The sequence below is a fragment of the Amycolatopsis saalfeldensis genome, assembly GCF_900110575.1.
Classification (GTDB): domain Bacteria; phylum Actinomycetota; class Actinomycetes; order Mycobacteriales; family Pseudonocardiaceae; genus Amycolatopsis; species Amycolatopsis saalfeldensis.
The window spans coordinates 107,602-128,573 of the sequence record NZ_FOEF01000019.1 but is presented as its reverse complement, the minus strand read 5'-3'; the positions used below and the strand labels follow the sequence as shown (position 1 = coordinate 128,573).

Here is a 20,972-nt window from a genome sequence, read left to right as displayed (position 1 = left end):
GGACATCGCCACCCTGCCTTTCCCTCTACAGCTTGTCTACGCGCACATGGTCGTCCGGACCGCGAACCGCCAGCCAGGCGCCGTCCGCGTCGGCCGTCGCACCGAGGGTGCCGACCACGCTGCCGGACGGGTATTTCGGCTGCTTGGACCAGCCGGCCCAGGTGGTCCCGTTCCGGTCGTTCTGCCACAGCGTGTAGTCACTGGCCAGCGCGAACAACGACACCTTGCCGCCGTTCGCGACCAGCGTCGGGCTGCTGCTCACGGTGCCGCCGATCGACGCCCAATCCGACCACGTGCCGTCGGCGTTCCGGGAGCGGGCCCACACGCTGTCGTCCGGCGTGCGGACGACGACCACGGTGCCCGCCGTGGAGGTCGCGGCACCCGGGCGGCCGTAGATCGCCGCGCCGCCCGGCGAGCCGAGCGAGGACCAGCGGCCGTCGGTGGCCCGGGTCCAGACCTGGCCGTCGGCACCACGAGCGTAGAGCGTCCCGTCCGCGGTGACCGACGGGGAGTCGGTGAGCGTGCCACCGAGCCGATGCCAGTCGCCCCAATGCTTCCCGTCGTAACCGCGCTGCCACGCTGCGTTGTCCAGACCACGGACGTACACGTCGATCCGGCCGTCCGCGCCGGCGATCGCGGCCGGCTGGCCGAGGAACGGGCCGCCGATGACCTCGCGGCCGTCCACTCGCAGGACTCCCGCCGGGCCACGGGTGAACGTGACGGTCTTGCCGCCGGTGCGGACCACCGCCGGGCTGGCCGAGGCGCCGCCGCCGGCATCGGTGCCGGGCACCAGGTCCGTGCCGTGCAGACGCAGGAAAACCGTGCCGTGCGCGGGAACCGTCGCGGTGTACGTCCCGGTGGCGCGGCTGCGGTCGGCGCGGGCGCGCAGGTCGCGGACCGAGACGGTGCCGGTGAGGCCGGCGTCGGCGAAGGTCAGCGTCACCGGCGCGGCGGCGTCACCGCGGTTGAGCAGGACGACGGCACGGTCACCGTCGCGTTCGAGGCGCTTGCTGTAGGTGTCCGTGGCACCGCTCGACGCCACCCGAACCCCCTGGATGCCGAGCTTGTCCTGGTCCACCGCGATGATCTCGGGGTTCTTGAGCGTGTCGATCATCGACTGTGGAAGCGTGCGTGGGTCGGACCCGATGATCAGCGGGGAGGCCATCTCCGCCCACATGACGAGCTGGGTGGTCGACTCCTCCTCGTTCATTTCGAGGGTGCCCTGCTCGGTCGTGCGCATGGGGATCAGGTAGTCGGGGTCGTTCCAGTGGCCGGGGCCGTTCGCCTCGGGGTGCGCGGCGTTGACGTCCATGTTGCGCAGCATGTCCTGGTAGATCCCCTCGTACGGGGTCCCGAAGGCGACGTCGGTGTTGGTGCGCCAGGAATCGGCGACCAGCGGGCCGAAGGTGTAGCTGAACCCGGCGGTCTGGCGCGGGGTGTGCGGCACGTTCCAGTCGTCGGTCACGGGGTTGCAGACGTTCAGCAGCATCGGACGGCCCGCCTTCCGCAGCGCCTTGCTGAAGTCGGTGAACGCCTGCTGCGGGTCGAGGTTGTTCGAGATGCCGCAGAGGAAGTCGACCTTGATCGCGTCGAACTTCCAGTCGGCGAAGCGTTTGGTGTCCTGCTCGTAGTGGCCTTGGCTGCCCGCCGCGCAGTTCTTGCCGTCGGACGGGCCCGCGTCGGTGTAGATGCCGGCGCGCAGGCCGCGGTCGTGCAGGTACCGGACGAGGTTCGTCATACCGGACGGGAACCGCGCGGGATCCGGGACCAGCTCGCCGTTCGCGTCACGCGGGACCTTGGCGTTCCAGCCGCCGTCGATCCAGACGTAGCGGTAGCCGGCCTTCGCGAGGCCGCTGGAGAGCAGGTAGTCGGCCACGGACTTGACCGCGGCCTCGGACGCGGTCGGGATGCCGAAGTAGTTGTTCCAACCCATGTACGGCGTGCTCGCGAGGCCGGAGTCGTAGTACGCGGGCGAGCCCTGGTCCGCGGCCGTGGCCGGGGACGCCAGCGCGGGCGACGCGAGACCTGCGGTCGCGGCGAGGACCGCGGTCGCGACGGCCAGCAGTCTTCTTGGTGGGCGGAGAAGCATTGGCGACACCTTTCGTCGTCGAAACAGTGCCTAGCGGGACCGCGCCCGGTGATCGGCTCCGGCCCGTCAGCAGCATGCCGGGGTGGCCGAGGCTCCGTCAAGAATAAATCCTAAATTAAGATTTCACTCGCACGCCCGCTATGCTCATCCCCATGAAGGCGCGAACAAGGAGAGCGCATGAGCTACCGGTGGGAGATCACGCACGCGGCCCTGCGACAGGGGGTCGTCGGCATTGTGCGGACCGCGGACGCGGCATCCGCCGTCGAGGCCGCCCGCTCGGTTCTCGACGCGGGCCTGCACTCGGTCGAAGTGCCGCTGACGAACCCCGGCGCGCTGGCCGCGATCGAGGAGCTGACCGCGGCCTACCCGGACGCGACCATCGGCGCCGGCACCGTGCTCGACCAGACGGCCGCGGTGCTCGCGATCCGCGCCGGGGCACGATTCCTGGTGTCGCCGTCCGTCGACACCGGCGTGATCCGTACCGCTCACCGATACGGCGCGGCCGCGTTCCCCGGCGCCGGGTCGGTGACGGAGATCGTGCACGCGCTTGAAGACGGGGCCGACGCCGTCAAGGTGTTCCCCGCGTCCGCGCTGGGCCCGCAGTGGGTGAAGGACGTCCGGGCGGCGCTGCCGCAGGCGCCGCTGGTGCCGACGGGTGGAGTCACGCTCGAAGACGTGCCAAGCTGGCTCGCTGCCGGCGCGGTCGCGTGCGGCATCGGCTCCGCGCTGACCCGCGGCACCGCGGACGACATCCGCGCCCGGGTCGCCGCACTGGTCAGGAAGGACCCGGCGTGACCGAGCTCGTACTGGTCGGCTGCTACACCGCCGAAATGGGCGGCAAAGGCTACGGCATCTCCACGTTCAGCCGCGGTGTCGGCGGCGCGCTGGCGCTCGAGGCGACATTGCCGATGGTGTCGCCGTCGTGGCTGGTCAAGCACCCCACCCAGCCGATGATCTACGCCGCCAACGAGACCGACACCGGCGAGGTCACCTCGGTGTCGATTGTGGACGGGGAGCTGGAGGCGCTGGACGTCGTCGGCACCGGCGGCGCGCACCCGTGTCACCTCGCGGTCACCCCCGACGGGCGATTCCTGTTGTGCGCCAACTACACCGGCGGCAGCCTCGCCGTGTTCGCCCTGCGCGCGGACGGCCGGATCGACGCGCGCACCGACCTCGTGCAGCACAACGGCTCCGGCCCGGACCCCGAACGCCAGGAGGCCGCGCACGTGCACATGGCAGTGCCCTCGCCGGACGGCTCCGTCGTCAGCGCCGTGGACCTGGGCACCGACGAGATCCGCAGCTACACGCTCGCCGCCGACGGCAAGCTCACCCCGCTCGCCCTCACCACACTGCCGCCGGGCACCGGCCCGCGTCAGCTGGTGCGACGGCCGGGGACCTCGACCGCGTACGTCGCCGGCGAGCTGGCCGGGACGCTGCTGACGCTGCGCGAGACCTCGCCGGGCGCGTTCGAGGTGACGGACTCCGTGCCGTCCACCTTTGCCGGCAGCGACGTGACGAACCTGGTGGCGCACCTGGAAGTCCTCGACGACGCGGTGTACTTGTCCAACCGTGGCCCGGATTGTGTGACGGCCTTCGCCGGATCACCGCTCGCCGCCGTCGCCGATCAGCCGTGCGGGGCCGGGCCGCGTCACTTCGCCGTGGTCGACGGCTTGTGTTACGTCGCGGCGCAGGACGACCACGCGATCACCACCTTCTCCTTGGCGGACCAGGGAAATGCCGAGCTGCACCGTTATCCGACCGGCTCGCCCAGCTTCGTGCTGGCGGTGACGGTATGAGCGTCCTCCCGAAGGTCTCGACGACGGCGGTCGGCGTGGCCCTGATCCGCGCCCGCGAGTCCGAGCGCGAAGACCGCCTGCTCAACGACCCGTACGCCCGCGCGTTCGGCGACGCCGCGCGGGCCGCGTACCTCGAAACACCCGAGACCTGGGCCATGGTCGAGCAGCTGGTCGACGGGTTCTACGAGGGCCGAATCGTCGGCGTGCGGGTGCAAACTAGAGAAGCCGCTTACAGACTTCTACGTGGCCAAGGCTAACCGGTTAGGCCGGATGTACGCCTGCAAGGCGTGCTCACGCGAGGCTCGTAAGTCCAAAGCACCCGAGATCGTCTGCGCAGAGTGCGGCGCTACAGGGCGGTCTCAAGGCCGATACTGCTCTGATTGGTGTCAACGTAAGGCGGCAGGCCGGGCCAACTTGGGGAGGCCGCGCAAGTGGACTCCCGAAAAGCGGGCAGTCCGGCGCGCACTGGCTATCACGAATAAGTGGTTGTCCCCCGTGACCGAGCCGCTTCATCGCCGGGGCGCTGAAGGTCGACGAAAGCGCGGAGCACTACCGGAAGCTCAAGGAGTTCGTCGGCAAGGAGGCCCAGCCTTCACGCGGGCTCGGGCCCGATCCCGCCGCCTGGCTGCGCGAGATCGGGTGGGCCACGGAGTTCCGCGCTTGGGACGACCTCGCCGCGCCGCTGGGCCGCGGCGTCGCGACCGGAGATCCGGACAACGGGCTGGTCCTCGCGACCAGCCCGTGACCCGGGCTCAGGACCGGTGGAGCACCACTACCTGTGCGTCGTGGGTCTCCGTCCATTCGACCGGCAGACCCACGTGCCGAAGGTGGGCGCCCGAGTACTCCGCACCCTCGGCGTCGATGTAGACGGCATCGGAAACGAGGCCGTGCAAGGGAATACGGGATGACCGGCCGGGAGTCAGCGGCGCTCCGGTCAACTGGCCCGTACTCCAGGCGAGCACGACCACCATACTGTCCATTGTGTATTGGATCGCGGCAGTCGGTGATGATGGTCCGGAATGGACGCGACACTGTCCCTTATGTACGATCGGGCGGATTTCCTTGTACAGCGCGATCATCTCCGCAGCCTCGTCACGCTGCTCCGGAGTCCAGCGGTTGAGGTCGGCGCCGATACCCAGCACCCCTGCCATGGCGAGGACGAAACGGAACCGCAGGGACCGTGGCCGCGGATCGAAGGCGCCGGGTGAATCGGTGACCCACGAACTCATCAGGTGCGGCGCGTGCATGAGCAGGAAACCGTCCTGAATGGCCAGCCGGTCGAGTGGCGCGGTGTTGTCACTGGGCCAAACCACATCACTGCGGGAGACGGTCGCCAGATCGGCGCGCCCGCCGCCGCCGGAACAAGACTCGATCAGCACGTCCGGGTACTTCACGCGCAGGTGGTCCAGCAGGCGGTGATACGCGTCGACGTGCTCGGCGTCGAGGTCCGCCGTCGGGAAGCCGGGGCGGCCGCGCTCCGTCGGCGGCCGGTTCATGTCCCACTTCAGGTATCCGATCGGATACGTGGTCAGCAGCGTGTCGAGCATTCCCCGCACGTACTCGAACACCTCGGGACGGCCGAGGTCCAGCAGCAGCTGGTTGCGGATCAGGGTGAGCGGCCGACCGTCCACTTGGTACACCCAGTCCGGGTGCTCGGCGTACAGCCGGGATTTCGGGCTGACCGCCTCCGGTTCCACCCAGAGGCCGAAGTCCAGGCCCAGCGCGCGCACTGAGTCCACGAACGCCCCGAAGCCGCCCTCGAACGAAGACTCCTCCGGGGTCCAGTCACCGAGGCCGCCGGTGTCGTCGTGGCGGCCGGTGAACCAGCCGTCGTCCACCACGAACAGCTCGACCCCCAGCTTGGCGGCCTGCTCGGCGAGTTCGAGCTGCCGTTCGCCGGAGACGTCGAACTCCGTTGCCTCCCAAGAGTTGTACAGCACCGGCCGACGACGATCGAGCCGCGGCCCGGCCAGAAACCGCGAGTACTCGTGCCAGACCGAGGCCAGTCCGTGCAGCCCGTCCACACTGGACGCCAGCGCCAGCTCCGGTGTCACCAGCCGCGAGCCCGGAGCCAGCCGGATCGGGCCCGGGCTGGCCAGCCGCCCGGCCCGCACGCGGGTCAGGCCGGACGGCTCGATGTCGGCGTCCAGCTCCCAGGAACCCGACCAGGCCAGCGAAACGCCGTACGCCGGACCGTCGTCGACAGCCGCATCCTGCACCGCGAGCCACGGCACGTGCGCGTGACCCGGTACGCCGAACCGGCTCTCCATGCGGAATCCGCCGGCCGGCAGCACTGTCGTGCGCCGCGTGAACTCCTGCAGCCACTGGCCGGTCAGGTAGGTCAGCCGCGCGCCCGCCGGTCCGGTCGCCACACTGACCCCGGCCGAGCCGAGCCGTTCGATCTCCAGCGCCGAAGCGCCAGTGTTGGTCAGTTCGGCCCAGCGGCACAGTACGTCGGTGCCCGGCTCGGCGCGGTAGCACAACACCGTGCGCAAACCGTTGACCTCGTCCAGGAACGCGAGCCGCAAGACGTCCTCGGTGGACTCGTCACCGTCGAAGCGCCACCAGGAATCCCCGGCCACGGCCAGATCGGCGCCGGAGAACGGCCGCTGACCGCGTGGCGCGTACTCCACCGGAGCCGCGTCCGCCTCGGTGATGAAGTGGACGGCGCCGCGGTTCGCGAACGCCGACGGCCCGTGCTCGACCCCACGGGGACCCCACGCCACCAGTTCCAGCCAACGGTGGCCCGGCTCCAGCGCCACGGTGTACGAAGTGGACCGCAACTGAAGAGTCCACTGTGTCTTCATTTGATCGCCCCGATCGCGAGCCCGGAGATGAAGTGCTTCTGGAAGCGGAGGAACACCAGCACGGTCGGCACGGCCGCGATCACCGAACCCGCCGCGATCACGTTCCAATTCGACACGTACTGGCCCTGCAGGCCGAGCAGCGCGGGCGTCACCGGCATCACGGTTTCGGTGCGCAGCACGGTGATCGACCACAGCAGGTCGTTGAACGTCCAGGTGAACGCCAGCGCGCCGAGCGCGGCCAGCGCCGGGCGGGTCATCGGCAGGATGATCCGCCAGAAGATCTGGACCGGGCCCGCGCCGTCGATCAGCGCGGCCTGCTGGAGCTCGTCCGGAATGGACCGCATGAACCCCTGCAGCACGAAGGTGTAGAAGCCGAGCCCGAAGCCGACCTGGACGACGACCAGCGCCGTCAGCGTGTCGTAGATTCCCAGCAGCTCGGCCAGCTTCGACACCGGCACCAGCAGGATCTGGGGCGGCAGCAGGTTTCCCGACAGCATCACCAGGATGATCGTGCGCCGGAACGGGATCCGGTACCGGCTCAGCGCGAACGCGGCGGCCGCGGCGAGCAGCAGGGAAAGGAACACCGTGGGGATGGTGACCACCAGGCTGTTGAGCATCGCGTGCCCGCCACCTCCGACACCCCAGGCCTCGCCGAACGAGCCGAGGTCGAACGAGTCCGGCAGCGCGCCCAGCCCGTTCGATGCGATGTCCGAAAAGGATCGCACGCTGGTTGTCAGCACCAGCAGGATCGGCAGCAGCCACAGCACCGCGAGCCCGCCGGCGGCCAGGTGGAAGCCGAACGTCCGGGCCTGGCGGCGACGGCTGCGCCGGGCCGGGGCCGGGCGTTCGCCGGACAACACCGGCGCCGGCCTCGTGGTGGTCACGGTCACTGGTCCTCCCGGAACGCCCGCACGAGATAGGTGACGATCACGCCGAACGCGAGCACGAAGATCACCACGGCCAGCGCGGAGGCGTACCCGAGCCGCAACGACTGGAACGCCGTGGAGTACATGTACGTGCTGAGCAGCTCCGACGAGTGGTACGGCCCGCCCTTGGTCATGGACCAGACCACGTCGAACGACCGCAGCGAGTCGATGATGATCACCGACAGGACCACGGAGTTGACGCTGCGCAGCTGCGGCCAGGTGATGTGCCGGAACTGCTGGACCGAGGTGGCACCGTCCAATTTGGCCGCTTCGTACAGAGCGGGGTCGATGCCCTTGAGCCCGGCGAGGTACAGCACCATCACGTAGCCGAGCTGACGCCAGAGCGCCGGGATCAGCACCGCGTACAGCGCCGTCTGCGGGTCGGCCAGCCACGCGTGCTGCCAGCTCCCGAGTCCCACGGCGGCGAGCAGCTTGTTCACCACGCCGTCGGGCTGGTAGATCACCTGCCAGATCAGCGAGGTCGCGACCAGCGAGAACACCACCGGGGTGAACAGCGCGGCCCGGTAGAAGCCGACGCCGCGGCGCTCGCGGTTCAGCAGCAGCGCCAGCCCGAGCCCGCCCGCCGCCGAGATGCCGCCGAACAGCACGATCCAGATGACGGTGTCCAGCGCGGCAGTGCGGAAGATGTCGTCGGACAGCATCTCGGCGTAGTTGCCGAGCCCGACGAACTCGGGCGCCGAGACACCGTCCCAATTGGTCAGTGAGAGGTAGAAACCCTGCAGCGCGGGCCAAAACACCCAGAAGCCCTCGACGGCGACCGGGACGAGCACGAACAGCAGCAGCACCGGCGGCACGCGGCGGACCGACCGCCGCCTCCGGACGGCCGGAGCACCGGCAGCGAGCACTGCCATCTCAGGACTGCCAGACCTTCTGCGCGGCCGTCTGCCAGTCGGCGAGGATCGAGTCCAGCTCGTTCGGCTTCTGGATGAAGCGGATCAACGCGGCGTCGGCGGTCGGCTGCAGCGCGTCGGAGGAGTCGCGGTTGAAGAACTGCGTCAGCTCCTTGGCGTCCGCCAGCATCTTTCGTCCTTTTTGGACCAATGGGGTGCCGCTGTCCTTCGCCGACGGGTTCGCCGGCAGCACCGTGCCGGAGGAGTTCTTGATGTACAGCTCCTGCGACTCGGCGGTCGCGACGTACTTGAACCACTCCTTGACCTCGGCGACGTGCGGCGTGCGCGCGCTGGCGAAGAAGCCGTCGGTCGGCCCTTCCTCCGCGGTGGGCACGCTCGGGTCGAGGATCGGGAACTGGAAGAAGTCGAGGTCGTCGAGCGCGTCCTTCGGGGCAGCGTCGGCGAAGAAGGTGCCGGTGAGCACCATGCCGGTGCGGCCCTGCAGCAGCACCGTGGTGGCGTCCTGGAACGCGAGCGCGGTGCCGTTGGGGTCGAAGTACGGCAGGGCCTGGCGCCACGGGTCGAAGATCTTCTTGACCTTCGGGTCGTCGAAGCGCTGCTGCCCGGCGAGCAGCTGCCGGTGGAACGGCGCGCCGTTGATCCGGATGTTCAGGTAGTCGAACCAGGCCGACGCGGTCCACGGCGTGGTGCCGCCCGCGCCGAGCCCGATGGGCGAAATCCCCTTGCCCTTCAACGTTTCGCACAGCGTGAGGAACTCGCTCCAGCTCTTCGGCGGCTGCACGCCCCACTTGGCAAAGTTCGACTTGCGGTAGAAGAAGCCCCACCAGTAGTAGGTGGTCGGCACGAAGACCTGGTGGCCCGCACCGTCGCCCGACAGCGTGCGGAAGGCCTGGCTGTAGTTGCCCATGGTCTGCCAGACGTCGCCGACGTCGAGCAGCAGGCCCTTGCGCGCGTAACCGGACAGCAGCGAACCGGGGTACCAGGTGAAGGTGTCGGGCGGGTTCGCCGCGGTCAGGTAGCTGGGCAGCTGCGTGCGGAACGTCTCGGACGCGACGGTGTTGACCGTCGCCTGCGCGCCGCCCTTTTCGCCGAACGCCTTGGCCAGCGCCTCGATCGCGACCTTCGCCTGCGGCGAGGACAGGTTGGACTGGACGGTGACCGCGCCCGCGGCCTGCTTGACCGGCCCGGAGGAGACGGAGGTGGCGCACGCGGCGAGGAAGCTGCTCGACCCGAGCACGCCCAGGCCGGCGAGGCCGGTGTTGCGCAGGAAATGACGGCGGGACAGGCCTGCTGCACTCGTCATCGCGGAGACCCCTTTGTCTGATGAACCCTGCCTGGTGGACCGTCACCACCCGTCCGAGGGGGTGACCGCTGGCACAGAGTGGCAACCGGGGCCCGCCGGTGTCAAGATGTATTCATAATTTATGACGTAATGGCGATCGAGGTAGGATGTCCGCACGCCGACCCACCAGGGCTCATCGAGGGGACCAGCATTGAGCGAACACCGGCCCCGGGGCCTGCACGGGCAGACCGTGGAGACACTGGCCGCGCGGATCCTCTCCGAGGAGTGGGGCGAGGGCACCGTGCTCGACCTGCCCGCGTTGCGCGAGGAGCTGGACATCAGCCTCACCGCGTTGCGTGAGGCCCTGAAAGTGCTGGCCGCCAAGGGGATGATCGACGCCCGGCAGAAGCGCGGCACCTTCGTGCAGCCGCGCGAGCAGTGGAACGTGCTGGACGCCGACGTGATGCGTTGGCAGACCGCCGCCGGCGAAGACCCGGACCTGCTGGACGAGCTGACCGAGGTCCGCACCGTCGTCGAGCCGGCCGCCGCGCGCATCGCCGCTTCGCGCGCCGACGAAGACGACGTGGCCGCGCTCCGGACGGCCCTCGACGGGATGGCCGCCGCGGGCGACGACATCGAGGCGAGCGTGCGCGCGGACCTCGCGTTCCACCGCGTGCTGATGTCGGCCACGCACAACAACTTCCTGCTCCAGGTGGAGCGGGTGATCGCCATCGGGCTGGCCGAGCGCGACAAGCTGGTGCACGGCGCGCGGCCGTCCGACAACCCCGTGCCCAGCCACCGCAAGGTCCTCGACGCCATCGTGGCGCGCGACCCGGCCGCCGCGGAGACCGCGATGTTCGCACTGGTCACCAAGTCGCGCGACGACCTGGACCGGGCGAAACGCGTGCGCCGCTAAAGCCGGGCTCAGCCCTGACCGGACTCGGCCAGCGCCGTCTGCAGCATGCGGGCCGCGGCGGCGCGGGGGGCCGGGTCGATGGCGATCAGGGCGTTGACCACGGCGCCGTCGACCAGCGCGACCAGCTTCTCCAGCTCCGCCTCGGTGACGGGGGTGCCGGAGCGGGCGAAGATCGCCATCAGCAACTCGTTGAGCTGGGCGGAAAGCGTGCGCATCAACGGCCGCAGGTAGGGCCGCCGCCCGGTGGCGACCAGCCGCTCGTACCGCAGGAGCACGGCTTCGGCGTCGGCCTCCGCATCGCCGCTCGACGGGCCGAGCAGCAGGTCCAGCACCAGCTCCACGGTCGCCTGGACCCCGCGGTTGCGGGTGGCCAGCTCCTCGAGCTGACGCTGCCCGTTCGCCAGCTCGACCGTCGAGTGGTGCTCGACCGCGGCCGTCACCAGGTCCTCGAGCGAGTCGAAGTAATAGGTGGTCGACGCCAGCGGCAGGCCCGCGCGCTCGGCGACGGCGCGGTGACGCACGGCGTCGAACCCGCCCTCGGCGAGCAGCTCCGCCGCGGCCTCGACGAGTGTGGCCCGCCGCCGCTCGCCCTTGGGGGTGGTCGCTGCTGCCGTCATGGCGGTGAATTGTGCCAGCTCAGGCGCTCCGGTCAGAAGCGCGGCGCCAACGCGGCGGCGAACCGGGCCAGGTCTGCGGCGTACGGTGCCGGACTTCCGGCGGTTCCGGGCACGCCGGCCAGCACGAGAGTCCCCCCGGAGCCGGTGGTCTGACGCACGGTGACCGCGTCGGCCGGCTGCGGGGGCACGTTCACCGGCGCGCCGCGGGCGAACACCGCCGCCGATATCATGCCGTCGGACAAGGGGAACCCGGCCGAGCGTGTCCCCGTCGTACAGACGCTGCCCGGAGAAGCCTGGCCGGCGGTGAAGTGGCCTGGGAGCTCGCCAGCGAGGGCTGTGGCGAGCTCCCAGTCCACCTTTTCGCACCCGGAGGCGCCTTCGACCCGAGGGCCGGTCTTCACGGTCCCGCTGTCTCCCTGCTGAGACGGCCGGGCCGAGAAGTTCGGTGCTTCCCCATTACCTGTACCCAGAGGACGTGCGGCCGACGCGCCAGGTTGCGCGGGAGCCACGGCCGAGTTCATGACGGCGGCGCGGTCACCGGGGCCGGACACCAGGCCGTAGGTGCCGAAACCCACCACGACCAGCACAAACGCACCCGCTCCGGCCGTGATGCGGTTACGCCTGCGTTGGGTCTGGCGCTTCGACTCGCGGACCACGTCGTCCTTGGTGAAGGTCGGCGGCGGCGCGGCTTCGGGAGCGCCGGAGAACAACGTCTCGAGCTCACGCTCATCCATTGGCCTCCACCTCCCGGTCCAGTACCTGCCGCAGATTCGCCAGCCCACGGGCGGTCTGGCTCTTCACATTGCCTTCGCTGCACCCCAGCGCCTTCGCCGCGGCCGAGACGTCGAGCCCCTCGAAGAACCGCAGCACCAGCACCGCGCGCTGCTTCGGCGGGACCTCCCGCAGCGCCGCGTGCAGGTCCTCCTTCGTCGCGACGCGCTCGGCCAGCCCCGGCCCGTCCGGCGCGGGCTCGGGCAGCACCTCGGTCTGCCACTCCCGCCGCCACGGCCGCCGTGACTCGTCGATGACCGCGCGCACGAGCGTCTTGCGCACGTACGCGTCGGTCGCCGCGCGGTCCCTGATCTTCTTCCACCTCCGGTGCAGCGCGACGAAGGCCGTCTGGGCCAGGTCGTCCGCCTTGTGCCAATCGCCACAGAGCATGTACGCGGTCCTGCGCACGGCGTCGCGCTTCGCGGCGAAGTACTCCGCGAACTCCTGTTCGTCGCGCTGGTCCACGCGGTTTCGTGCTCCGCTCTTGTCTGTCCGCCGCTGAAGACGGAACCGGGGGCGTCCAAGGTTGCACGAGTCCCCGGAATCCCTCCACCCCCCGCCGCATTGATCGCGCGAGCGGACGTGTGATGTGATCGGACCGTGACCTGGACTCCGCAGCCGCTCGACTTCCGCTCCGACACCGTCACCCGCCCGGACGAGGTCATGCGCCGGGCCATGGCCGAAGCCGAGGTCGATGACAACGTCATCGGCCACGACCCCACCATCGCGAAGCTGGAGGAGCGCGCCGCCCAGACGCTCGGCATGCCGGCCGCGCTGTGGACGCCCAGCGGCACGATGGCCAACCTGATCGCGCTGAGCGTCCACCTCGAGCGCGGCGACCGCTTCCTCGCGACGCGCGGCGCCCACGTGCTCGTCAACGAACTGGGCTCGGCCGCCTGGCTGGCCGGCGGCATGCCGGACATCCTGGAGCACGACGCCGGCCCCGGCCGCTGCACGCCGGACGCGCTTTCGGCCGCGATCAGCCCCGATGGCCCGTACTACACGCTCCGGACCAGGCTGTTGTGCCTGGAGAACACCCACAACGCGGCCGGCGGCGCGGTCACCCCGCCGGACGAGCACGCGCAGCTGATGTCCGTCGCGAAGCAGGCCGGGCTCACCGTCCACCTCGACGGCGCGCGGATCTGGCACGCGGCCGTCGCGCTGGAGGTGCCGCCCGCCGCGCTGACCGTGGGCGTCGACAGCGTGTCGGCTTGCTTCAGCAAGGGCCTCGGCGCGCCGGTCGGCTCGGTCGTCGCGGGCAGCGTCGAGTTCGTGGAACGCGCGCAGCGGATGCGGCAGATGCTCGGCGGCGGCGTCCGCCAGGGCGGGGTGCTCGCCGCGGCCTGCCTGGTCGCGCTGGGCCGCGTCGACGAGCTGGCCGAGAGCCACGAGCTGGCGCGGCGGCTGGCCGCCGGCCTGTCCGAGCACGGCTGGGGCGTGCGGACACCGGACACCAACATCGTGCTCGCCGACGTCCCGGACCTGCGCACGGCGGAGGAATGGCTCGACTCGCTCGGCATCCGGACCAGCCGGATGGCGGGCAAGGTGCGGTTCGTGACGCACCGGGACCTCGCCGCCACCGACGTCGAAGAAGCGTTGCGCCGCATCAAAAACGGCGTCTGAAGACAGGGGAACGGGTTGACGAACTGGATCGTGTTCGACTACGGCGAGGTGCTCTCCACGCGCACCACGGCCGTGCCGAAGCTGGCGGCGACGATGGGTGTCGCCGTGGAGCCGTTCGAGGCCGCGTACTGGGCCGAGCGCGAATCGTACGACCGCGGCTTGGGCGACCTCGAGTACTGGACGGCCGTCGGCGCACGCTTCGGCGCGAAGGTGGACGAAGCGCTGTCGGACGAGCTCACCGGCATCGACGTGGCGGGCTGGTCGAGCTTCGCGCCGTCTTCGCGGGAGCTGCTGGAATCGCTGTCGGAAGCGGGCGCGAACCTGGCGCTGCTCTCGAACGCGCCCGCGGCGTTCGGCCGCTGGGTGCGCGCGCAGGACTGGGCCCGGATGTTCCGCGAGACGCTGTTCTCCGGCGACGGTCGGGTGCGCGAAGCCGGACCCGGAGATTTTCCGCCTGCTGCTGGAAAAACTCGGCGCCGAGCCAGCGGACTGCCTGTTCTTCGACGACCGTCAGTCCAATGTGGATGGTGCGAGGGCAGTCGGGATCCAGGCGCACCTGTGGGACGGTGCCGAGGCCGCGCGCGCCGCGCTGGGCTGACCCGTGACGCCATGAAGGCCTCCTTGCCCGCTTCGGACGCGGGTAAGGAGGCCTTCATGGCAGAGGTGCGGTCGGTTAGCGACCGACCTGCTTGGTGTTCTTCTTGCCGCTGATGGCGCCGTAAGCCGCCGTGCCCAGGAACACCGCGCCGGCGATGATGGCGATCCACAGGACAGCCTTGAACAAGAAGCCGATCACCGCGCCGAGCACCATGAAGGCCACCCAAGCGACGATGAGCCCTCCAACGATCTTCCAGAACATGGCTCCTCCGATGCCGTTTCCGCGCCGCTCTCGGCCCGGTGAAGTCCAGCGTGCCACCTGCGGCGTGAAAACTCTCTCGTACTGGCCAACGTTCAGGGGGATATCGGGGTTCCCCCTGACCGGCATCACGGCAACCAGCCACCCAGGCGGCGCACGCACTCGTCGATGTCCTCGGCCGCTCCGGCGAAGGAAAACCGCACGTAGCGGCCACCGTCCACCGGGTCGAAGTCGATGCCGGGCGCGATCGCGACCCCGGTGTCGGCGAGCAGTCGCTGGCACCAGCTGAGGCTGTCGGAGGTGTACTCGGAGACGTCCGCGTACGCGTAGAAGGCGCCTTCGGCGGGCGCGAGCTTGTCGATGCCGATGCCCTTCAGCCCGGTGAAGAGCCGATCCCGGTTACGGCGGTAGTGCTCGACGTGCGCGTCGGCCTCCGCGTACGACTCCGGAGTGAACGCCGCGACGGCGGCGTGCTGCGAAAGCGCGGGCGGGCAGATGGTGAAGTTGCCGGTCAGCACGTCGACCGCGCGGTGCAGCCGCCGCGGCACGAGCATCCAGCCGAGCCGCCAGCCGGTCATCGCGAAGTACTTCGAGAAGGAGCCGAGCACCAGCGCCTCACGGCCGTACTGCCAGGCGCAGTCGAGGCCGCCGCCGAACGAGATGCCGTGGTAGATCTCGTCGCTGATCAGCTGGACCCCGTGCGAGGAGCACCAGCCGCTGATGGCCGCCAGCTCGCCCGGCGGCAGCACGGTGCCGGTGGGGTTGCTGGGGCTGGCGACGATCAGCCCGTCCAGCGGCCCGAGCCGGTCCAGCAGCGCCACGGTGGGCTGGAAGTTCGTCTCCGGCCCGGTCTGGAACTCGACGACCTCGCAGCCGAGCACCTTCAGCAGGTTCCGGTACGCGGGGTAACCGGGCCGGGCCATGGCGACCCGCGCGCCCGCGTCGAACGCGCTGAGGAACGAGAGCAGGAACCCGCCGGAGGACCCGGTGGTCAGCACCACTTCCTGCGCGCTCACGTCCAGGTCGTAGGTCCGCCGGTAGTGCCCCGCGACGGCCTCCCGCAGTTCGGGGATGCCGAGCTGCTCGGTGTAGCCCAGGTGGTCGCGGCCCAGCGCTTCGGCCGCCGCCTGCCGGACCGCCGCCGGCGCGGGCGCGGACGGCTGCCCCGCGGCGAGCGAGACGAGATCGCCGTGGCTGCGCCGGCGAGCCTGCGCCGCGGAAAGCACGTCCATCACGTGAAAGGGCGGCACACCGGAGCGCAGCGCTGGACCGGCGTAGTCACCGATGTCGACCATGCCCGCCAGGCTACTGCGCTCTTGGTTGCCAGTCCGGTCAGGCGTTCTCGTCGAACGGGATGCCGCTCGGCTTCGCCTTGCCGAGGTTGCCGTTGAACTGGTCGTCCTTGATGCCGAAGGTGGCGCTGCCGAAGTCGGCCGCCACGAGCTTGTCGCGCAGACCGGCCGGGTAGCCGTCCCAGCCGACCAGAGTCGGGTACTGCCAGACGCCCTTGTGGTTCTCCGGCGGGTCGTCGTTGGAGTTGGCGGCGCGGAAGCAGTGCGTGGACGCGCCGTCCTTGTGGTAGACGACCTTCGGGTGCGAGCCTTCGAAGAACATCTCCGACGCGGGGTGCACGGCGAACCCGCCGTGCTGCGACGTCGAGACGTACTGGACCTGATTGTCCTTGACCCACACCACAACGTGCTCCCAGTCGTTGCGGTGCCCGGCGCTGCCGGGGCCGAGCGCGGCCTGGTCCTTCTCGAAGTAGAGCGTGTACATCGAGGCGCACCAGTCGTTGTTGCACTTCGTGCGCGAGTACGAGTTGGTGTTGTCGAGGTCCGACTCGTCCCGGCAGTTGCCGTTGACGTCGCCGCCCAGCGCGAGCCCGGGCGCGATGGTGCCGTCCGGCCCGATGGCGGGAGTCGGGTAGCAACCGTCCTTGTCGTAGTCGAAGGCCGGTTGGAAATTCTTCTCGAGATCAGTGGCGTTGCCGGGCAGCGCCGGCGGCGGGTCGGCCAGCGCGGCGGCCGGGAACGCCACCGCCATCACCAGCGCGGCCCCGATCACCAGGGCCGGATTGCGGAATCGGGTCGTCTTCGCCACGCGTTCGTCCTCCTTGAGTCCGTCCAGGCATCGATTTCCCGTAGTTGATCCCGGGGTGGAAAGTTTCCAACGACGCCAGAGGGGAAACAAGGGACAAAAGGGAACACCCCCAGCCCGTTCTGCCATCCCGGGCCGGGGGTGTTCGGTGTCTGCGTCAGTAACCGCGGTACGCGCCGCCGTGCGCCATCGCCTGGATGCCGGGCACGTTCCCGACCCCGCCGTACCGGTGGATCGAGTACTGCACCCCGGCGATGATGTTGTCGACCGGGTTGTAGATGTTGTCGTGCCCCGGCAGCTTGTTCGAGTTGAACGTCGAGTCGATGCACTGCATCAGACCCTTGGACGGGTGGCCGGCGGCCGCATTGGAATCCCAGTTGTTGATCGCGTTGGGATTGCCGCCGGACTCGTGCTGGATGATCGCCCAGATGTTGGGGATGTCGGCGTCGGTGACGTTCACCCCGGCGGCCTGCAGCTCCTTGATCGCCTCTTCGATCCACTGCTGCACGTTCCCCGGGGGCGGGGAGGACGGCGGGCCGCCACTGGGGCCGAGCCCGCCCCCGCCGGCACCCCCTCCGCCTCCGGCGCCGCCGCCACCGCTGTGGTGGTGGGAAGCGCCGTTGCTGTGGATGCCCCCGGTGCTCTGCGGCACCGTGCCGTCGCCGGCCGGGAGGGGAACGTCCTTGTAGCCGCCGCTGATCTGGGTCTGCATCAGCGCCTGCGACTTCTTGACGAGGCCGTCGGCCTGGTCGAGCAGCGGGCTGATCGTCGTCGCCGCGTCGGCCGCGGTCTTCGTGTTGGCCGTGTTCGCCTGGTCGATCAGCGACTGGGCGGTCGGACTCGGCGCGGGGCCCTTCTTGTCCGATTTCGCGTACGCGGCCTCGGCATTCTGCGCGGCCTGGACCTTCGGGGTCGTGTCGTCGATGACCTTCTGGATGGCCTTCTGCGCGTCATCCCGCGCACCGGTCACCTTGGTCTTGAGCGTGCCGAGGTCCGACGACAGGTTGCTGAGGTCGTCGCCGACCTCCTTGAGGTGCGACTGCACCTTGTCGCCGGCGGTGGTGATCTGCCGGACGTACGCGACGAAAGCGTCCGCGGCGTCGCCCTTCCACACCCCGCTGGCGAGCGAATCGGTGGACGACTTCAGCGCGGCGCTGTGATCGCCGGCCTGTCCCGCCGAATCCTTGAACTGCTGCGCCGCCTTTTCGATCGCGTCCGGTTTGATCCCGTCGACCTTGGCCGCTTCGTCGGTAACCTTCGACCAGTTCGACGGAAAGTCGATCAGCGCCACCCTGCTGCCCCCTCAACCACGATTTCCCCTGCCCTCACTGGTTTTCGGTCACGTGCAGCGTCAGATCGGTCTTCCCCACCTGGTCGGTCTCCTCGACCAGGCCGGCGGCCTTGCGCAGCACGAAGCCGGTCGCCTCCATCAGCTTCCCGGCGGCGTCGAACTCGGTGTGCACGCCCTGCTTGAAGTTCCCGACCGCGCCGTGCACGTCCTTCGAGCCGCCCATGGTGCCGAACGGACTCTCGGGCTCGTCATCGACACCAGTGAGGTGGCGCTTGGACTTTTCGAACTCGTCCTTCAGCCTCTCCACCTGCCGGGCCGCAATGGCCATCGAATCAGCGTCGTAGACAGGCACCGTCGCTCATCCCCTTCTGAAGTCCTCTTCCGGCTGATCAGACGTGGGCATGATCCGGCCGGTTCCCCCGATTACTTTAAGACCTCGGCCGCGCCCGGGGTACGGATCCCGCACAACTTCCACCCCCCAGCGCCTTGCCGCATGGCCACCAGGGAAATGGCACCCGACGCGAAGCCGCCGGATTCGGGTCAAGTCCGACAAGTCGGGCGCCGCCGAATGATTCCAGTCGCCGTCGAGGGCGATCCGGAAATCACCCACATGGGTTCGATCATCGGTTCGCCCGCGATTCCGAGCCGCTTTCCGAGCTGAATGCGAATCCCCTTACAGCTCCGCCTGCAACTCCCGCACCCGTTCCACCAGCAACGCGTTGTCCGCAGGTGCCACCGTCGCCCAGGGGCGGCCGTCGGGGTCGGAGGCGAGTTGGAAGAGGTAGCGGCCCGCGTCGGTGTCGTAGAAGGCCGCCACTCCCGGGGAACGGCGGACGGTGCCGTCGCGCAGGGTGCGTTCCGCGCAGAACTGGCCGCGCGCCTCCTGGCCCATCAGCATTCCCGCCAGCTCCTGGGCCTCCCACAGCGCCAGACCCCGGTCTTCCAACGCCGTGACCAGCGACTTCGGGTCACCCTGCGCCTTCGCGTCGGCGGCGACCAGCAGGTCGTGCGGGACGGAGATGGACTGGCCGACGCCCGGGGCCAGGTCGCCCGCCACGGGGACGGCGGCCTCGGCCAAGGCGCCCTCGCGCGCGGGGATCAGCCAGACCTGGTCGGAGTCCACGACGGCCAGCACGGCCTGGCTGCCCAGGCTCACCGCACGCCCGTGGATCTCCCGCTCGGCCCACACCCACGCGTCCACCGCGTACTGCGGACGCGCCAGCAGGTGCAGCTGGTCGATCAGCTCACCCGACGCTCGACGGCCGCGCGCCAGGCGCCGCGAAGCGAGCGAAGCCCACGCCGAGTCGACCAGCTCGGCCCGCTCGGAGTGCGTCCGCCCCGGTGACGGCACGCCCAGCGCGGCCGGGCGCCGGGGCAGCTCCAGCGACTCCCACAACACATCGAACTCAAGCGCGGAAAGCACCAGGCTCACGGTCGGTGCCCATCCCCCGGGTCGTCGCCGATGACGTCTCGCGAGACCATCCGCCGGTCGTTGAACAGGTCCTTGTCGTCGACGCCGAAACGGCGCACGTGTTCCTCGTCCGTTTCGCCTTCGCCCTGCGTCGCGGCCGGGGCGAGGAACTTCGTGTCGTCGTGTGGCGGCTCGGGTGTGATCTGCTCGGCCTTGCGCAGCGCGATCGCCTCCTCCTCCGGCAGGTCGTCGACGGGCAGCGGCCGCACCGGGCCCTTGCCCGACCCGCCCGCGCCGAAACCACGGCCCTGCCGCTCCTTCTCGCCGCTCAGCGCGCCGCCCGCCGCGCCCGCGCCCAGCGCCGCGGCGCCCGCGCCCAGCTCACCGGCCGACATCCCGCCCTTGGGCGCGGCGGCCGGACTGCCGCCCTGGACCGGCGTCACCGTCGACTCCGGCGCGCTGCCGACGAAGCGGCCCCGGCCGAGCGCCTGGTCGCCGCCGCCGGTCCCGCCCGTCGCACCGCGGCCGAACACCCCGTCGGCCATCGTCCCGGACCCGCCGGGCGCGGCCGAACCGCTCATCGGCGGACGGCCGACGGAACCCGAGCCGGAACCGGAACCCAGCGCCGGACCAGAGCCCGAGCCGGGAACACCGGGCCCACCGGAAACCGGCGGCACGAAACCATCGGAAGCCCGCCCTTGCCCACCACTGGGCTCACGCGCCGTCCCACGCCCCGGCGCCTCGACCCAGCCGGACGGCGGCGGGGCCGACGCCTGCCCACCCGAGGAGACGGCCGGAGCCGAAGACGTCGTCGTGCTGTTTCCCGGACCCGCGCTCGGCCGCGCGGGCGGCGCCTGCACGGCGATCCCGTACGCGGGAGTGGGCGGGTCGACGTGCGCGTTGCTGACCGGCTGCGCCACCGGCGGCGCGACGTAATGCGACTGCACGGACGCCGAAGCCGGCTTGACGCTCCCGTCCGGCGTCACGTCGATCACCGAACCAGCCAGGTCCGTCACGCTCTTCTGCCCGCTCGGGCCGGCCACGGTCAACGTCTGCGGAGCGCTGAGCGTCTCGGACGAGAGCAGGTTCTCGCCGCTCTGCTGCGCGTAGTCGTTCAACGCCTCCAGCGCCTGGCTGCGCGCGTTCTGCGCCGCGTCCACCTGCGACGCGTGGTCGGTCTCGAAGCCGATCAGGCTGGCCAGCGAATCGCCGATGGTGTAGCCGCCCGCGCCCTTCAGCACGGTGTCGGCGTCCGGCAGTTTGTACTTGGTGCGGTTGAAGGCCTCGCCCTGCGCGAACAGCATCTCCGCGGTGTGCGACACCTTGGTCATGGCGTCCTGGGAGAAGCCGGCCTGCTGCGTGAACACCTGCCCGGCCTGGCCGCCCGCCTCGCTCTGCCATTCGACGCCGAGCTGCGTCAGCTGCGTGCGCAACGTGTTGTCCGTGTCGGCGAGCGCGGACGCGACGGCCTTCAGCGCGTCGACCGCGGTGCCGATGCTGCCGATCCCGTCGCCGGTGCCGAACCGCTCGATCTCGGTGGCGATGGCGGTGTCGGTCCAGCCGTCGAAACGGTGGTCGCGGATCCTGCCCGCGAGGTCGGAGATCTCCACGCGCCCTC

The 20,972-nt window shown here is 70.2% G+C and carries 21 protein-coding genes; 6 read left to right on the top strand and 15 right to left on the bottom strand.

Annotation, left to right across the window (positions count from 1 at the left end):
- Positions 1-25: 25 nt before the first annotated feature.
- A complete protein-coding gene (locus BMY97_RS33970) occupies positions 26-2,089 on the bottom strand; it encodes a DUF8189 domain-containing protein (RefSeq protein ID WP_091625186.1) in 2,064 nt (687 codons plus the stop codon).
- Between the two features lie 177 nt (positions 2,090-2,266).
- Between BMY97_RS33970 and BMY97_RS33965 the strand changes: the two genes are divergently transcribed.
- The 3 genes from BMY97_RS33965 to BMY97_RS33955 are packed head-to-tail and all read left to right on the top strand — an operon-like array spanning position 2,267 to position 4,142.
- Positions 2,267-2,884 (top strand): bifunctional 4-hydroxy-2-oxoglutarate aldolase/2-dehydro-3-deoxy-phosphogluconate aldolase, encoded by a 618-nt coding sequence (locus BMY97_RS33965; RefSeq protein WP_091625183.1) that lies wholly within the window; start codon positions 2,267-2,269, stop codon positions 2,882-2,884.
- Positions 2,881-3,885: a lactonase family protein gene (locus BMY97_RS33960; protein WP_091625181.1), complete on the top strand. Its 1,005-nt coding sequence runs from the start codon at positions 2,881-2,883 to the stop codon at positions 3,883-3,885. The genes BMY97_RS33965 and BMY97_RS33960 overlap by 4 nt, the downstream gene beginning before the upstream one ends.
- A complete protein-coding gene (locus BMY97_RS33955) occupies positions 3,882-4,142 on the top strand; it encodes a class I SAM-dependent methyltransferase (protein WP_091625178.1) in 261 nt (86 codons plus the stop codon). Before BMY97_RS33960 ends, BMY97_RS33955 begins: the two co-directional genes overlap by 4 nt.
- A 495-nt stretch (positions 4,143-4,637) precedes the next feature.
- On the opposite strand, the gene BMY97_RS33950 is transcribed toward BMY97_RS33955, so the two are convergent.
- From BMY97_RS33950 to BMY97_RS33935, 4 genes are read right to left on the bottom strand one after another with little or no spacing between them, the layout of a single operon-like run.
- Complete coding sequence (locus BMY97_RS33950; protein ID WP_218156935.1) at positions 4,638-6,668, bottom strand: alpha-galactosidase; 2,031 nt, start codon at positions 6,666-6,668, stop codon at positions 4,638-4,640.
- 20 nt (positions 6,669-6,688) lie between these two features.
- Positions 6,689-7,576 (bottom strand): carbohydrate ABC transporter permease, encoded by an 888-nt coding sequence (locus BMY97_RS33945; protein ID WP_218156934.1) that lies wholly within the window; start codon positions 7,574-7,576, stop codon positions 6,689-6,691.
- 2 nt (positions 7,577-7,578) lie between these two features.
- Positions 7,579-8,490, bottom strand: a complete 912-nt coding sequence (locus BMY97_RS33940; protein WP_091625172.1) for a carbohydrate ABC transporter permease — start codon at positions 8,488-8,490, stop codon at positions 7,579-7,581.
- A gap of 1 nt (position 8,491) precedes the next feature.
- The gene (locus BMY97_RS33935) at positions 8,492-9,793 is read right to left on the bottom strand and encodes an ABC transporter substrate-binding protein (RefSeq protein ID WP_091625170.1); all 1,302 of its coding nucleotides are present in this window, start codon (positions 9,791-9,793) and stop codon (positions 8,492-8,494) included.
- Positions 9,794-9,983: 190 nt separating this feature from the next.
- On the opposite strand from BMY97_RS33935, the gene BMY97_RS33930 reads away from it, so the two are divergent.
- Positions 9,984-10,688: a FadR/GntR family transcriptional regulator gene (locus tag BMY97_RS33930; protein ID WP_091625167.1), complete on the top strand. Its 705-nt coding sequence runs from the start codon at positions 9,984-9,986 to the stop codon at positions 10,686-10,688.
- Between the two features lie 8 nt (positions 10,689-10,696).
- Here the strand turns inward: BMY97_RS33930 and BMY97_RS33925 are convergent, their stop codons facing one another.
- From BMY97_RS33925 to BMY97_RS33915, 3 genes are read right to left on the bottom strand one after another with little or no spacing between them, the layout of a single operon-like run.
- Positions 10,697-11,305: a TetR/AcrR family transcriptional regulator gene (locus BMY97_RS33925; protein WP_091625164.1), complete on the bottom strand. Its 609-nt coding sequence runs from the start codon at positions 11,303-11,305 to the stop codon at positions 10,697-10,699.
- A gap of 32 nt (positions 11,306-11,337) precedes the next feature.
- Positions 11,338-12,039, bottom strand: coding sequence for a hypothetical protein (locus BMY97_RS33920; protein ID WP_091625161.1), 702 nt, complete (start codon positions 12,037-12,039; stop codon positions 11,338-11,340).
- Complete coding sequence (locus tag BMY97_RS33915) at positions 12,032-12,541, bottom strand: SigE family RNA polymerase sigma factor (RefSeq protein WP_091625160.1); 510 nt, start codon at positions 12,539-12,541, stop codon at positions 12,032-12,034. Before BMY97_RS33915 ends, BMY97_RS33920 begins: the two co-directional genes overlap by 8 nt.
- Before the next feature lie 135 nt (positions 12,542-12,676).
- On the opposite strand from BMY97_RS33915, the gene BMY97_RS33910 reads away from it, so the two are divergent.
- Positions 12,677-13,699 carry a threonine aldolase family protein gene (locus BMY97_RS33910; RefSeq protein ID WP_091625157.1) on the top strand — a complete coding sequence of 341 codons (1,023 nt, stop codon included), beginning with the start codon at positions 12,677-12,679 and terminating at the stop codon, positions 13,697-13,699.
- A 97-nt stretch (positions 13,700-13,796) separates the two neighbouring features.
- A complete protein-coding gene (locus tag BMY97_RS33905; protein ID WP_425425363.1) occupies positions 13,797-14,297 on the top strand; it encodes an HAD-IA family hydrolase in 501 nt (166 codons plus the stop codon).
- A 75-nt stretch (positions 14,298-14,372) separates the two neighbouring features.
- Here the strand turns inward: BMY97_RS33905 and BMY97_RS33900 are convergent, their stop codons facing one another.
- The 7 genes from BMY97_RS33900 to BMY97_RS33870 all read right to left on the bottom strand — a co-directional run bounded on the left by BMY97_RS33900 (position 14,373) and on the right by BMY97_RS33870 (position 20,964).
- Complete coding sequence (locus tag BMY97_RS33900; protein WP_091625154.1) at positions 14,373-14,558, bottom strand: hypothetical protein; 186 nt, start codon at positions 14,556-14,558, stop codon at positions 14,373-14,375.
- Between the two features lie 125 nt (positions 14,559-14,683).
- The gene (locus BMY97_RS33895; protein WP_091625152.1) at positions 14,684-15,850 is read right to left on the bottom strand and encodes an aminotransferase class I/II-fold pyridoxal phosphate-dependent enzyme; all 1,167 of its coding nucleotides are present in this window, start codon (positions 15,848-15,850) and stop codon (positions 14,684-14,686) included.
- 37 nt (positions 15,851-15,887) lie between these two features.
- Positions 15,888-16,598, bottom strand: coding sequence for an NPP1 family protein (locus BMY97_RS33890; RefSeq protein WP_091625422.1), 711 nt, complete (start codon positions 16,596-16,598; stop codon positions 15,888-15,890).
- A 211-nt stretch (positions 16,599-16,809) separates the two neighbouring features.
- Positions 16,810-17,943, bottom strand: a complete 1,134-nt coding sequence (locus tag BMY97_RS33885; RefSeq protein WP_091625149.1) for a WXG100 family type VII secretion target — start codon at positions 17,941-17,943, stop codon at positions 16,810-16,812.
- 34 nt (positions 17,944-17,977) lie between these two features.
- The gene (locus BMY97_RS33880) at positions 17,978-18,295 is read right to left on the bottom strand and encodes a hypothetical protein (RefSeq protein ID WP_091625146.1); all 318 of its coding nucleotides are present in this window, start codon (positions 18,293-18,295) and stop codon (positions 17,978-17,980) included.
- A 321-nt stretch (positions 18,296-18,616) separates the two neighbouring features.
- Positions 18,617-19,375 carry an ESX secretion-associated protein EspG gene (locus tag BMY97_RS33875; RefSeq protein WP_091625144.1) on the bottom strand — a complete coding sequence of 253 codons (759 nt, stop codon included), beginning with the start codon at positions 19,373-19,375 and terminating at the stop codon, positions 18,617-18,619.
- On the bottom strand, positions 19,372-20,964 hold the full coding sequence (locus tag BMY97_RS33870) for a hypothetical protein (RefSeq protein ID WP_091625142.1): 1,593 nt from the start codon (positions 20,962-20,964) through the stop codon (positions 19,372-19,374). Before BMY97_RS33870 ends, BMY97_RS33875 begins: the two co-directional genes overlap by 4 nt.
- Positions 20,965-20,972: the final 8 nt, after the last annotated feature.